The sequence below is a fragment of the Kineococcus indalonis genome (assembly GCF_009906395.1).
In the GTDB taxonomy this organism is placed as follows: Bacteria; Actinomycetota; Actinomycetes; order Actinomycetales; family Kineococcaceae; genus Kineococcus; species Kineococcus indalonis.
In genome coordinates this window covers 1-12,869 of record NZ_JAAALM010000011.1, presented here as the reverse complement: position 1 = coordinate 12,869, position 12,869 = coordinate 1, and the positions used below count along the sequence as shown (strand labels likewise).

14 protein-coding genes are annotated in these 12,869 nt (G+C 76.4%); 1 reads left to right on the top strand and 13 read right to left on the bottom strand.

The window, feature by feature from the left end:
* The 12 genes from GTR00_RS01485 to GTR00_RS01430 all read right to left on the bottom strand — a co-directional run.
* Positions 1 to 1,039 (bottom strand): antibiotic biosynthesis monooxygenase family protein (locus GTR00_RS01485; RefSeq protein ID WP_166609891.1); only part of this gene is annotated, 1,039 nt, incomplete at its 3' end.
* A complete protein-coding gene (locus GTR00_RS01480; protein ID WP_166609890.1) occupies positions 1,036 to 2,280 on the bottom strand; it encodes a beta-ketoacyl synthase N-terminal-like domain-containing protein in 1,245 nt (414 codons plus the stop codon). The genes GTR00_RS01480 and GTR00_RS01485, both read right to left, overlap by 4 nt.
* Positions 2,277 to 3,560 carry a beta-ketoacyl-[acyl-carrier-protein] synthase family protein gene (locus GTR00_RS01475; RefSeq protein ID WP_407659569.1) on the bottom strand — a complete coding sequence of 428 codons (1,284 nt, stop codon included), beginning with the start codon at positions 3,558 to 3,560 and terminating at the stop codon, positions 2,277 to 2,279. Before GTR00_RS01475 ends, GTR00_RS01480 begins: the two co-directional genes overlap by 4 nt.
* A complete protein-coding gene (locus GTR00_RS01470) occupies positions 3,560 to 4,060 on the bottom strand; it encodes a cupin domain-containing protein (protein WP_166609888.1) in 501 nt (166 codons plus the stop codon). The genes GTR00_RS01475 and GTR00_RS01470 overlap by 1 nt, the downstream gene beginning before the upstream one ends.
* Positions 4,057 to 4,497 (bottom strand): SRPBCC family protein, encoded by a 441-nt coding sequence (locus tag GTR00_RS01465; protein WP_166609896.1) that lies wholly within the window; start codon positions 4,495 to 4,497, stop codon positions 4,057 to 4,059. The genes GTR00_RS01470 and GTR00_RS01465 overlap by 4 nt, the downstream gene beginning before the upstream one ends.
* Before the next feature lie 80 nt (positions 4,498 to 4,577).
* A complete protein-coding gene (locus GTR00_RS01460) occupies positions 4,578 to 4,838 on the bottom strand; it encodes an acyl carrier protein (protein ID WP_166609887.1) in 261 nt (86 codons plus the stop codon).
* A 46-nt stretch (positions 4,839 to 4,884) separates the two neighbouring features.
* Positions 4,885 to 6,240, bottom strand: a complete 1,356-nt coding sequence (locus tag GTR00_RS01455; RefSeq protein WP_166609886.1) for an acetyl-CoA carboxylase biotin carboxylase subunit — start codon at positions 6,238 to 6,240, stop codon at positions 4,885 to 4,887.
* Between the two features lie 5 nt (positions 6,241 to 6,245).
* Positions 6,246 to 6,875 (bottom strand): acetyl-CoA carboxylase biotin carboxyl carrier protein, encoded by a 630-nt coding sequence (accB, locus tag GTR00_RS01450; RefSeq protein ID WP_166609885.1) that lies wholly within the window; start codon positions 6,873 to 6,875, stop codon positions 6,246 to 6,248.
* Positions 6,872 to 8,551 carry an acetyl-CoA carboxylase carboxyltransferase subunit alpha gene (locus GTR00_RS01445; protein WP_166609884.1) on the bottom strand — a complete coding sequence of 560 codons (1,680 nt, stop codon included), beginning with the start codon at positions 8,549 to 8,551 and terminating at the stop codon, positions 6,872 to 6,874. The genes accB and GTR00_RS01445 overlap by 4 nt, the downstream gene beginning before the upstream one ends.
* Before the next feature lie 43 nt (positions 8,552 to 8,594).
* Positions 8,595 to 8,966: a TcmI family type II polyketide cyclase gene (locus GTR00_RS01440; protein ID WP_166609883.1), complete on the bottom strand. Its 372-nt coding sequence runs from the start codon at positions 8,964 to 8,966 to the stop codon at positions 8,595 to 8,597.
* Positions 8,967 to 9,304: 338 nt separating this feature from the next.
* The gene (locus tag GTR00_RS01435) at positions 9,305 to 10,171 is read right to left on the bottom strand and encodes a sulfurtransferase (RefSeq protein ID WP_166609882.1); all 867 of its coding nucleotides are present in this window, start codon (positions 10,169 to 10,171) and stop codon (positions 9,305 to 9,307) included.
* The gene (locus GTR00_RS01430; protein WP_166609881.1) at positions 10,168 to 10,818 is read right to left on the bottom strand and encodes a response regulator transcription factor; all 651 of its coding nucleotides are present in this window, start codon (positions 10,816 to 10,818) and stop codon (positions 10,168 to 10,170) included. The genes GTR00_RS01435 and GTR00_RS01430 overlap by 4 nt, the downstream gene beginning before the upstream one ends.
* A gap of 372 nt (positions 10,819 to 11,190) precedes the next feature.
* Here GTR00_RS01430 and GTR00_RS01425 point away from each other — a divergent pair, with 372 nt between their 5' ends.
* Entirely contained in the window at positions 11,191 to 12,150 is a 960-nt protein-coding gene (locus GTR00_RS01425; RefSeq protein ID WP_323132125.1) for an ACP S-malonyltransferase, read from the top strand.
* Between the two features lie 42 nt (positions 12,151 to 12,192).
* Here the strand turns inward: GTR00_RS01425 and GTR00_RS01420 are convergent.
* Positions 12,193 to 12,869 (bottom strand): response regulator transcription factor (locus GTR00_RS01420; RefSeq protein ID WP_166609880.1); only part of this gene is annotated, 677 nt, incomplete at its 5' end.

The window sequence follows — 12,869 nt, the reverse complement described above, 5'->3', positions numbered from 1 at the left end:
GCTGGCGCAGCTCGTACACGGTGCGCTGGAAGTCCACCGAGAGCCAGCGCGCCAGCGGCGCGGAGTCGCCCAGGTGCGCGGGGTCCTCGACCCACTCGCGGAACCGCTGCGCGTCCTCCCACTCGGCCACGATGTGGAAGCGCCCGGTCTCCGGGTCGCGCAGCAGCTCCTCGCGCAGGTGCCCGCCCTTGCCGCCCACGCGGCCGGCGACGACGAGGTAGGCGCGCTCGAAGGCCTCCTCCTCGCCCGGGGCGACGGAGGTGGAGATGTCCACCCGCACCGCGCCGGGCACGAAGCCCCAGGTGCCCGCGGGGGCCGCGCCGACCGCGGGGCGCTGGCGCAGCTCGTACACGGTGCGCTGGAAGTCCACCGAGAGCCAGCGCGCCAGCGGCGCGGAGTCGCCCAGGTGCGCGGGGTCCTCGACCCACTCGCGGAACCGCTGCGCGTCCTCCCACTCGGCGAAGATGTGGAAGCGCCCGGTCTCCGGGTCGTGCAGCAGCTCCTCGCGCAGGTGCCCGCCCTTGCCGCCCACGCGGCCGGCGACGACGAGGTAGGCGCGCTCGAAGGCCTCCTGGTCCCCGGGGGCGACGGAGGTGGAGATGTCCACCCGCACCGCGCCGTGGGCGCCGGGCTCCTCGACCGGGGACCCCGCAGCGGACCCCGCAGCGGACTGCTCCGCGGGCTCGGCCGGGGTCTCGGCCCGCGCGGCGCGGCCCTCGACCTGGTCGAGCACCGTGAACACCTCGCGGGCGGCGTCCTCGCGCAGCTCGCGCAGCGACTCCGTGAGGTTCTCGCGCGCCTCGCTGCGGCCGAAGGCGGCGGCCGCGTCGCGGTCGGTCCAGTCGCTGGCGATGGCGAACCACCTCTCCTCGGTCTCGCTGCGCATCAGCTCCTGACGCAGGTTGCCCGGCACCGCGCTGATCTCGGCGGCGGCCCGGCGCCAGGCCGCCACGAACTCCTCCTCGCAGCCCGGGCGGGCCCGCATGCGCAGCATCGTGCGCACCGGCCCGCCCGAGCCCGCGGCACCGGGCGCGCTCACGCCCGGGTCCCGTCGAAGCGCCGCAGCACCATCGCGCTGTTGAAGCCGCCCAGGCCGCGCGCGGCGACGAGCACCGTGCCGACCGGCTGCTCGCGCGCGGTGGTCACCAGGTCCAGGCCGTGCGCGGCGGCGGAGGGCTCGTCGAGGTTGCCCACGGCGGGCACCACGCCGTCGCGGATCGCCAGCAGCGCGGTGGCCACGGCCAGCGCCGAGCCGCCGACGCTGAGGCGGCCCACGAGGCCCTGCGGGGCGGACACCGGCACCGGGGCGCGCCGGCCCGCGAACGCGGTGCGCAGCGCCTCGGCCTCCGAGGCGTCGAGCGCGGGCACGCCGGCCGCGTCGGCGATCACGAAGTCCACGTCGTCGGGGCCGACCCCGGCGTCGTCCATGGCCCGCCGCATCGCCCGCGCGTACTGCGCGGGGTCGCTCAGCGGGTCCGACGGGGAGGCCGCGTCGTGGGTGGCCGCGTAACCGGCGATCTCGCCGTACACCTGGGGCGCGCCGCGCTCCAGGGCCTGCTCTGCGTCCTCCACGACCAGCACCGCGCCGCCCTCGCCGGGCGCGTACCCGTTGGCGGCGGCGTCGAAGGGCTTGTAGCCCTCACCGGGGGTGAGGGCGGCGGTCAGCTGCCGGCCCACGGACTGGCAGGCCAGCGCGTAGGGCGACAGGGAGGCCTCCGTGCCGCCGGCCAGCACCGTGGGGGTGCCGCGCCGGACGACCCGGCGGGCGTGCCCGAGGCTGTCCAGCCCGCCGGCGCCCTCGGTGACCAGCACGCTGGCCGGCCCCTTGGTGCCGTGCTTGATGGAGGCCTGCCCGGTGCTGGCCGCGTAGAACCACGCGATGGACTGGTACGCCGTGACGGCCTGCGGGCCGCGGCCGTACAGGCCCGTCATCTCCCGCTGGCCGAACTCGTTGCCGCCGGAGGAGGCGGCCAGCGCCACCGAGGTGGCGTACGGGTCGTGCTCGGCGGGGTCGTAGGAGGCGTCGGCCAGGGCCATGGCGGTCGCGGCCAGCGACATCCACGTCCAGCGGTCCGTCTGCACCTGCAGGCGCGGCTCGACGTGCTCGTCGGGGGTGAAGCCGGGGACCTGCCCGGCCAGCGTCACCCCGTAGGAGGAGGAGTCGAACGTGCTCAGGGGCGTCACCCGCACCTCGCCGGCGCGCACGCACGCCCAGTGCTCCTCGGCGCCCACGCCGCTGGGCGCCACGACGCCCAGCCCGGTCACCACCGCGCGCGTCACGAGGCCTCCTTCGCGGACAGCGAGCTCAGGGCGACGGCGGACTGGAAGCCGCCGAAGCCGCTGCCCACCGACACCGCCACGTCGATGCGCTGGTCGCGCGCCGTCTTGGGCACGTAGTCCAGGTCGCACTCGGGGTCGGGGTTCTCCAGGTTCGCCGTGGGCGGCACGACGCCGAACTCCATCGCCAGCGCGCAGGCGGCCAGCTCGATGGAGCCGATGGCGCCCAGCGAGTGACCCACCATCGACTTGATGGAGGTCATGGGGATCTCGTAGGCGCGCTGGCCGAGGCTGCGCTTGACCGCGGCGGTCTCGTGGCGGTCGTTCTGCTTGGTGCCCGAGCCGTGGGCGTTGACGTAGTCGACCGCGCCGGGGTCGATGCGGCCCTGGGCCAGGGCGGCGTCGATGGCACGGCTCATCTCGGTGCCGTCGGGGCGCAGGCCCGTCATGTGGAAGGCGTTGCAGCGGTTGGCGAAGCCGCTGACCTCGCAGTAGACGTGCGCGCCGCGGGCCTTGGCGTGCTCGTACTCCTCGAGCACGAGCACCGCCCCGCCCTCGCCCATGACGAACCCGTCGCGGGTGGCGTCGAAGGGGCGCGAGGCGGTGGCCGCCTCGTCGTTGCGCGCCGAGGTGGCGCGGATGGCGTCGAAGCAGGCCACCGAGATCGGCGAGATCGGGGCGTCGGCCGCGCCGGCGATGACGACGTCGGCGTCACCGTCCTCGACGAGCTGGAACCCGTAGCCGACCGCGTCCAGGCCGGAGGTGCACCCGGTGGACATCACCGAGGCCGGGCCGTGGGCGTGGAAGCGCGCGGCCAGCTCCGAGGCGCCGCTGCTGGGGATGAGCACGCGGTCCAGGAAGCGGGTGCCGTAGGCGGGGTCGACGACCCAGTCCTTGCCGGAGTCGCTGACCTGGACGTACTCGTCCTCCAGGCGCATGGTGGCGCCCACCGCGCTGCCCAGGCTGACCGCGAGGCGGTCGTGGTCGACACCGGTGCCGGAGGTGAGGTCCAGGCCGGAGTCGGCCACCGCCTCGTCCGCGGCGACCATCGCGAAGCGGGTGAAGCGGTCCGTGCGGGCGATCTCGTGGGTGCTCAGCCCGCGCGCGGAGAAGTCGATGTCGACCTCGGCGGCGATGCGCGAGCGGAACCGCGAGGCGTCGAAGAAGCTGATCGGGCGGGTCGCGGTGCGCCCGTCCACCAGCAGCTGCCAGAAGGAGTCCCGCGTCGGGCCGCCGGGGGCGACCACGCCGACGCCGGTGACGACGACCCGCCGGCCCCCGATCACGAGGCGGCCCCGGGCACCGGAGGCAGCTCCTCGGTGTCCACGTGGCCCAGGCGCGGCTGGGGGGCCAGCGGGGCCAGCGTGAACACCGCGGTGGCCGCCTCGGCCGAGTCGTTGATCAGCTTGTGGCGCACGCCGATGGGCACGCACACCCCCTCCTGGGCCTTGAGGGTGCGCAGCTCCCCGTCCAGGCGGATGCCGAGCTCGCCGGAGACGACCAGGAGGAACTCCTCCGAGTACGGGTGCCAGTGCTCGGTGACGACCTCGCCCGGCTGCAGCGTCACGGTGCCCATGAAGCCCGTGGTCGACCCGACGGTCGAGGGCGCCAGCACGGTGCGCACGTCGCCGCCGCGGCGGCGGTTCGCGGGGACCTCCGTGGCGCTGACGGTGCGGATGTCGGACGGCTTGGGCGCCTGGGCCTGGTGCGCGCGCACCGGGTCGGGGGCGCCCACGTTCGGGTGCCCGTCGCGCAGCTGCTCGGGGCGGACCTCGGTCGTCATGCGTTGCTCCCCTGCTCGGCGGGGGCTGCGGCGCGGGCCGCGGCCTCGACCTTCCCCCGGATGACGTCCATCTGGACGAGCGTGTTGGCGTTCATGCGGTCGGTCATGGTGGGCGTGTCGACGGGGGCCTGCGGGCGCATGCGGAAGTCCTGCACCCAGCGCATCAGCACGCCGTCGGGGCGCTGCTCGTAGCTCCAGCGGATGTCCATGAACTCGAACGGACCCGGCTCGGTGCGGCGCGCCACGACGGTGCGCGTGGCGGGGTCGGGGGTCCGCTCGGACACCCACGACCAGACCTTGCCGTTCTCGTCCGGGTGCATCGACAGACGGAAGGTGATCTTGCCGTCGGTGCGGTCCAGGACCTCCGCGGCGGCGTACTCGGTGAACAGGTCGGGCCAGTTCTCGACGTCGTTGGTGATGTCCCACACGAGGTCCATGGGCGCGTCGATGAGGATCGAGTTGTCGACGTGACCGGGGGTCGAGGTGGCGCCGGAGGGCGCGGCGGTCTCGGGGGCGCTCACGCGCCGGCCCGCGCGGAGTTGACCATGCCGACGATCGAGCCGAGGGAGTGGTCCTCGGCGTGCGCGCCCTCGTCGACGGGCAGCCCGTAGGCCTGCTGCAGCTCGGTCTGCAGCTGCAGGAACGCCAGCGAGTCCAGCCCGAGGTCGGTGAACATGACGGCCGGGTCGTCGGTGCGGGCCGAGGCCGGCAGGCCGACCTTGGCGACCAGCAGGTCCATCAGCTCGTCGAGGCCGAAGGTGGTGTTCTGAACGGTCACGGTGCTCTCCTCGTCAGGTCCTGCGGGTGGTCGGTCGCTCGCGGCGTCACGCGCTGAGCGCGGTGGCGCCGTCGAGGAAACCGGTGTGGTGCTGCCCGGCCTGGAACACCGGGTCGTTCAGGACCTGCAGGTGCAGGTCCCGGGTCGTGACGACGCCCCTGCCCTCGACGCGCATCTCGGCCAGCGCCGTGCGCATCCGGGCCAGGGCCTGCTCCCGGTCCGGCCCCCACGCGATGAGCTTGGCGACCAGGGAGTCGTAGTGGGGGCTGATCCGCGCCCCCGCGGTGAGGCCGGTGTCCACCCGGACACCGGGGCCGCCGGGCAGGTCGAAGACGTCCAGCAGGCCGGCGGTGGGGGTGAACCCGCGCGCGGGGTCCTCGGCGTTGATGCGGCACTCCACCGCCGCGCCGTCCAGGCGCACGTCCTCCTGGCGGAAGCTCAACGGCCGGCCGGCGGCGACGAGGATCTGCTCGCGCACCAGGTCCAGACCCGTGACCATCTCGGTGACCGGGTGCTCGACCTGGATGCGGCAGTTCACCTCCATGAAGGAGAAGTTGCCGCGGTCGTCGAGGAGGAACTCGAACGTCCCCGCCCCGGTGTAGCCCACGGCCTGGGCCCCGCGCACCGCCGCCGCGCCGATCTCCTCGCGCTGCTGCGGGCTCAGGCCGGCCGCGGGCGCCTCCTCCACGAGCTTCTGGTGGCGGCGCTGCACCGAGCAGTCGCGCTCGCCCAGGTGCACGCCGCCGCCGTGCTCGTCGAGCAGGACCTGGACCTCGATGTGCCGGGCGCGGTCCAGGTAGCGCTCGACGTACACGGTGCTGTCGCGGAACACGCTGTGGGCGGTGCGCCGGGTCGCGGTGTACGCCTGGCGGAACATCGCCGGGTCGCGCACCACGGTGATGCCGCGCCCGCCGCCGCCGGCGGCGGCCTTGATGACGACCGGGTAGCCGATGTCGTCGGCGATCGCGGCGCCCTCGTCGGCGGTGGCGACGGGGTCCACCACGCCGGGCAGCAGCGGCAGGCCGGCCGCGGCCATCTCCGAGCGCGCGCTGGCCTTGTTGCCCAGGCGGGCCATCACGTCGGGGCGCGGGCCGATGAAGGTGATGCCGTTGTCCGCGCAGACCTCCGCGAAGTCCGGGTCCTCGGAGAGGAACCCGTACCCGGGGTGGATCGCGTCGGCGCCGGTCTGCAGCGCGGCCTCGATGATGTTGGGGATGTTCAGGTAGCTGAACCGCGAGGGTGCGGGGCCGATGTTCACGGCCTGGTCGGCCATGCGCACCACGGCGGAGTCGGCGTCGGCGGTGGAGTGCACCGCCACCACGCCCACGCCCAGGCTGCGGCACGCCCGCGCGACGCGGACGGCGATCTCGCCGCGGTTGGCGATCAGGACCTTGCTGAACACCGGCGTCACCCGGCCAGCGCGGCGTCGGCGGGCTCGATGCGCACCAGCGGCTGGTCGAACTCCACCGGCGAGCCGTTCCCGGCGACGACCTCCACGACCCGGCCGGCGACGTCGGAGACGATGGTGTTCATCAGCTTCATCGCCTCGACGATGCCGAGGGTCTGGCCCACCGCCACCGTGTCGCCGGTGGAGACGAAGGGCGGCTCCTCCGGCGAGGGGGACGTGTAGAAGGTGCCCACCAGGGGTGCGCGCACCGTGTGGGTGGCGGCACCGGCCTCGCCGGCCTCGGCCGGCGCCGCGACGGCCGTCGCGGGGACCGGCGCGGCGGCCGCGTGCACCGCCGCCACCGGGGCGGCCGGGGCCACCGGCGCGGCGGCCGCCTCCTGCCAGTCCACCTCCACGGTGACCTCGCCGCGCGAGAGCGCGATGCGCCGCAGCGGCCCGGCCAGCGAGCGCGACAGCGCCACCGCCTGCTCGGCCAGCTCGCTCAGCGCGTCCTGGCGCACCTCCAGCACCTCGTGGTGGACCTCCACCGCACCGCCCACCCCGACCGCTCCGATCGTGCTCGTCCCGCCGCTGCTCGTCCCGCCGCTGCTCGTCGTCGTGCCGTTCGTGCCCGTGCCGTTCGTGCTCACAGCGACCCCCTCCCCGCGCCCATGCCGCGCAGCCGGGCGCTGCGCAGGCGCAGCAGCTCGTCCGCGTCCAGGGCGCACAGCTCGTCCAGCGCCTCCGTCACGGCCCGCCCCACCAGGGCGGCCGTCGCCTCCGGGTCGGTGTGCGCACCGCCGGCGGGTTCGGCGACCACGCCGTCGGCGACGCCCAGCCGGACCAGGTCCGGGGCCGTCACCCGCAGCGCGCGGGCGGCCTGGGCGGCCTCCTGCGCGTCGCGCCACAGGATCGCCGCGCACCCCTCGGGGCTGATGACCGAGAAGAACGCGTTCTCCAGCATGAGCATCCGGTCGCCGGTCGCCAGGGCCAGCGCACCGCCGCTGCCGCCCTCGCCGGTCACCACGCTCACCACGGGCACCCGCAGGCGGCTGGAGCGGGCGATGGCCTCGGCGATGGCGATGGACTGCCCGCGCTCCTCGGCGGCCACGCCCGGGTACGCCCCGGGGGTGTCGACCAGGGTGACCACCGGCAGACCGGAACGCTCGGCGTGCTCGAACAACCGCAGCGCCTTGCGGTACCCCTCCGGGTGCGGCATGCCGAAGTTGCGGGCGACGAGCTCGCGGGTGTCGTGGCCCTTCTGGTGACCGACCACGACCACGCTGCGCCCGGCGAGCGAGGCGATGCCGGCCACGATCGCCGGGTCGTCGCCGTGCGCACGGTCCCCGTGCAGCTCCACGAAGTCGTCGAAGGCCAGGTCCAGGTAGTCCAGGGTCGTGGGCCGCTCCGGGTGCCGGGCGGCGCGCACGACGTCCCACGCGTCGGGTGCGGGGGCAGCGGGCACGGGCAGGCGCGGGGCCGGGACGGTGCCGGTGGCCCGCGCGCCGCGGCCCGGGCCGCCGGCGTGCAGGCGCAGCAGCCGGCCCAGCAGCGGGCGCAGCCGCTCACGGCTCTCCACCCGGTCCACCAGCCCGTGCGCCAGCAGGTACTCGGCCTGCTGGAAACCCTTGGGCAGTTCCTGCGGCACGGTCTGCTGGATGACGCGCTTGCCCGCGAAACCCACCGCGGCGCCGGACTCCGCGACCAGCACCTGCCCGAGCGAGGCGAAGGAGGCGGTGACCCCGCCGAACGTGGGGTCGGTCAGCACGCCCACCGACAGCAGGCCCGCCTCGGCCACCAGCGCCAGGGCCTGGCTGGTCTTGGCCATCTGCATCAGGGAGAGCGCGCCCTCCTGCATGCGGGCCCCGCCCGAGGCGGTGACCAGCACCAGCGGCAGGCGCCGGCGCACGGCCTCGTCGGCCGCCGTGGCGACCGCCTCACCGGTGGCCGAGCCCATGCTGCCGCCGAGGAACCGGAAGTCCATCACCAGCAGCACCAGCGGCTCGCCCTCGACGCGGGCGGTGCCGACGATCGTCCCCTCCTGCTCGCCGGTGGCGCGGCGGGCGCGCTCCAGGCGCTGGGGGTAGGGGGCGGTGTCGGTGAAACCCAGCGGGTCGTGCGGCACCGGCGGCAGCGTGAACTCCTCGAAGCTGCCGGGGTCGGTGAGCTGGCCGATGCGGTCGCGCGCCGACAGCCGCTGGTGGTGGCCGCACTCGTGGCACACCTCGAGGTCGCGCACCAGGCGGCGCCGGTACAGCGGGCGCGCGCACCCGGCGCACTTGACCCAGTCGGCGCCGGTGGTGGTGGGGGTCGCGGTGGTGGTCATCGGAGGTCTCCCGGGAACTGCTCGAGGCGGCGGCCGGCGGGGTTCACTGCCCGGGCCGCCAGGTGTAGAAGCGGCGCGCGGAAGCGTCGGCGGGCCCGCGCCACGTCGACAGGTAGGGGGAGATGAACGGGTCGAGCTTGCGGCTGATCTCCCCGAAACCCGGCTGGCGGGCGGCGATCTGCATCACCTCGGCCGCGCTGCGGTCGAACTCCACGAGGTGCACGTACAGGTCGCCCAGGCTGTACAGGCTGCGCTCGGTCACGCCCAGCGCGTGCGGCAGGTCCGTCGCGTCCGACTCCGCGAAGATGCGCGCGACGTCCGCCTCCGCACCCGGCGCGATCTTCGCCACGATGATGTTCCGGGCGGTCGTGCGGTCGGTGGCGGTGGGCGTCTCCGGTGCGAGAGGACGCGTCATGGGAACTCCTCGTCAGGACGTGCCGGCGCGGCGGGGCGCGAACGGACCGGCGGTGGGGTGCGGGGCGACCGGCGCGCGGGACCTCCCCGGCAGGGGCGGTGGTGCGGCGGTGTCGTGTGCCTCCGGGCGGCCCGCAGGGGCCGGCCGCGCGGCACGCGCCCCGGGTGGGTCCCGGGGTGGTGCCCGGTGGTCACCGGGGTGGTTGCCCGGCGGCCACGAGATCGAGCGTGGCCCGGTGAGCACCCAGCGTCAACGCCGACGGCGGGCTCCCGGTGTGCCCTGTCAGGTCCGTGCCAGCAGCGGTGCCGGTACCTGCCAGCTCCCTGCCGCGCGGGGGGTCAGTGCAGCTCGACGGGGACGTCGACGAGGCTGCCGTACTCGGCCCAGCCCCCGACGTAGTGGCGCACCCGCGGGTGCTGCAGGAGCTCGGCCAGGGCGAACCACAGCAGCGAGCTGCGGTCGGCCACGCGGCAGTAGACGACGACGTCGGAGCCGGCGGTCAGGCCGCGGTCGGCGAACAGCGTGCGCAGGCGCTCCAGCGGCGCGAAGGCGCGCCCCTCCAGCAGCTCGCCGGAGGGCAGGTTGCGCGAGCCGGGGATGTGCCCGGGCACGCGGTGGCGCTCGGCGACCACGTCGAGCTGGTGCTGCACGTGCCCCTCGTACTCCGCCTCGGTGCGGCAGTCGAGGATGAGCACCGGGTCCGGGGCGCCCACGTAGCGCGTCAGCAGCTCGTCGCGGCCCACGATGACGGAGGGGTCGCGGCCGGGGGTGCGGTAGTCGGCGGCGGCCACGACGACCGGGGCGTCCTCCAGCTCACCGCCCGCGGCGGTCCACGCCGGCAGCCCGCCGTCGAGCAGGCTCAGGCGCCGGTGGCCGTACAGGCGCATCACCCAGAACGCGTACGCCGCGTGGCTGGGGCTGCCCGCCGAGCACAGGACCACGTGGTCGTCCACGCCGACGCCCAGCGCCGACATCAGGCGCTCGAAGCCCTGCCGGGAGACGGGACCGCGCCGCACGCGCTCGTGGAGGTCGTCGTACGTGGACAGCGGCAGGGAGCCCGGCAGGTGCCCGGCGTGGTAGGGGGTGGCGTCGTCGTCCACCTGCAGCACGACCACCGCGTCGCGGTGGGCCTGCAGCCAGCGCGCGTCGACCAGGGGCAGCACCGCCTCCGCGGGCGCCGCGGGGTCGGCGCGCCAGGAGCTCACGGCCCGTTCCCCCCCTCGTCCAGCAAGCCCCAGTCGGCAGCGCGCAGAAGCGCCTGGGTGCGCGTCTCGGCACCGAGCCGACGGTACAGCTTGGCCAGGAGACGATACATCTCCCGCTCCGAGTACGACGCCGAGCGGGCGATGGCCGCGACGGTGCCGCCCTGGCCGAGCATGCGCAGCCACTCGCGCTCGTGCTCGGCCAGCTGCGGCGCGCCCGCCGAGCCCACCGGCTCCGCCAGCGACTCCACGAGGGTGCGCGGCACGAGCACGCGCCCGGCCGCCGCCGAGAGCACGACCTCCACGGCGGTCTCCAGCTCCGCGTCGGGGTCCAGCACCCCCAGGGCGCCGGCGCGCACGGCGCCGACGAAGCCGTCGCGCCCGGCGCCCGGCGCGAGGTGCACCAGCGCCACGCGCTCCCCCACCGGCGAGCCGCGCAGCGCCGAGCGGACCTCCTCGGCGGCGGCCTCGGGCACCACGAGCACCGCCGGGGCGGGGTGCTCGGTCAGCAGCTCCAGCAGGTCCTCGCCGTCGGTGCGCACCACGCGGTGCGCACCCGCCGCGCTGAGGGCGTGCGCCAGGCCGTGGCCGTACACCTCGGGCACCCCGCTGAGGACCACCAGCGGCCCGGGCCGCGCGGAGGTGCTCACCAGGACCACCCGGCCCGCGCGCCGCGGGCGCTGGTGGTGGGGACGGCAGCACGCGCTGCCGGTGCGCTGCGGGGGCGACCGCGGGTCACGGGGCACCTGCTTCCTCGCCCTCGGGGCGCAGTACGGATGGGGGCGGCGGCGTGAGCGCCGCTGCAGCTCGTCGCCGCACCAGCCTGGCGCACCGGGGCACCCGCCGGGCGTGCCGCGCGCGGCAGCTCACTGCCAAGCGCTGGCAGGTCGCTGGTGATCCCCGGACGGGCGCCTTGACCGCCCCCGGCGCGCGGGAGCAGCGTCGCCGACCGGGCCGGAGCGCGCCCCGGCGCCCGGGCCGCCGCCCGGGCCGCCGCCCGACCCGCACCCCAGGAGGTCACCGTGATCGAGGTCCCCGAGCAGCGGGCCGAACCCGCCGGCACCGCACCCGCCGCCACCGCGCTGCTGGCCCCCGGCCAGGGCGCCCAGCGGCCCGGGCAGCTCGCCCCGTGGCTGGAGCTGCCCGGCGCCCGCGAGCGGCTGGGCGAGTGGTCCGAAGCGGCCGGCCTGGACCTGGTGGCCGCCGGCACGACGTGGACGGCCGAGCAGATCCTGCCCACCGAGGTCGCCCAGCCGCTCGTGGTGGCCACCTCCCTGCTGGTCGGGCGCGAGCTGCTGCGCAGCGGCACCCCCGCCCGGGTGGCCGGCCACAGCGTCGGGGAGTGGACGGCCGCCGCGCTGGCCGGCGTGCTGGACGACGCGACCGCCCTGCGCCTGGTGGCCGCCCGCGGGCGGGCCATGGCCGCCTGCTGCGCGGGCGGCGGCTCGGGCATGTCGGTGGTCCTGGGCGGCGAGCCCGCCGAGGTCGAGGCCGCGGTGCAGCGCGCCGGGCTGGTGCCCGCCAACCGCAACGGCGCCGGCCAGCTCGTCGTCGGCGGCACCGTGGAGGCCCTGCGGGCGCTGGAGGAGGACCGCCCGGCCGGGGCGCTCGTCAAGCGGCTGCCCGTGGCCGGGGCCTTCCACACCCCGGCCATGGCCGCGGCGGTGCCCGTGCTGCGGGCGGCCACCGAGGGCGTCGCGACCGCGGACCCGGTGCTGCCGCTGCTGTCCAACGCCGACGGCGAGGTCGTCGCCTCGGGCCCGGAGGTGCTGCGGCGCCTGGTGGCGCAGGTGGCGGGCCCGGTGCGCTGGGACCTGTGCACCGGCACGCTGGCCGGTGCTGGGACGACGACCTTCGTGGAGCTGCCGCCGGCCGGCGCGCTGAGCGGGCTGGCCCGCCGGGCGCTGCCCGGGGCGCACGTGCTGGCGGTGCGCGCACCGGAGGACCTGCCCGCCGCCGCGGAGCTGCTCGCGGCGGGCTGAGGCGGGGGGTGCACCCCGCTCAGCGCCGGTCGTCCGGCGCGCTCACGCCGAGAGCAGGCCGGCGCGCTGGGCGACGAGCAGGGCCTCGGTGCGGTTGGCCGCGCCGAGGCGCTGGTAGGCGCGGTTGAGCAGGCGGTACATCTCCCGCTCGGAGTAGGAGCTGCGCACCGCCAGCTCGGCCACGGAGACGCCGCGGGCGAGCTGGCGCAGCCAGCCGCGCTCCTCGGCGGGCACGTCCACCGCCCGCGTGGTCACCAGCGGCAGGCACAGCGCCTGCGCGACGGCGGCGGGCAGGACGGTGAAGCCGCGCGCCGCGGCGGACAGCACGGCGAGCAGGTCGGCCAGCGGCGCCGCGGCGTGGGCCACGCCGCGGGCGCCGGCGCGCAGCGCGGCCACGTGCTGGGAGGGGGCGGGGTCGTCCAGCAGGACGACCATCGCCACCTCCCCGCCGGTGCAGCGCTGCAGCAGGTGGGCGGTGGCCCGGGCGGCGCCGAGCGCGGTGAGCACCACGCGGGTGCCCGGCGCCAGGGCCAGGCGCTCCTGCAGCTCGGCGAGGTCGCGGGAGCGCTCGCCCCGCATGCCGTGCTGCTGGACGGCGGCCACGATGCCGTGCGCCGACACCGGCGGCACGCCGCAGACCAGGACCGAGACGTCGGCGCCGGCGGGGGCCGCGGGCACGATCGAGGGGCGCCGGGAGGCGGGGATGCGCACCGCGGGTG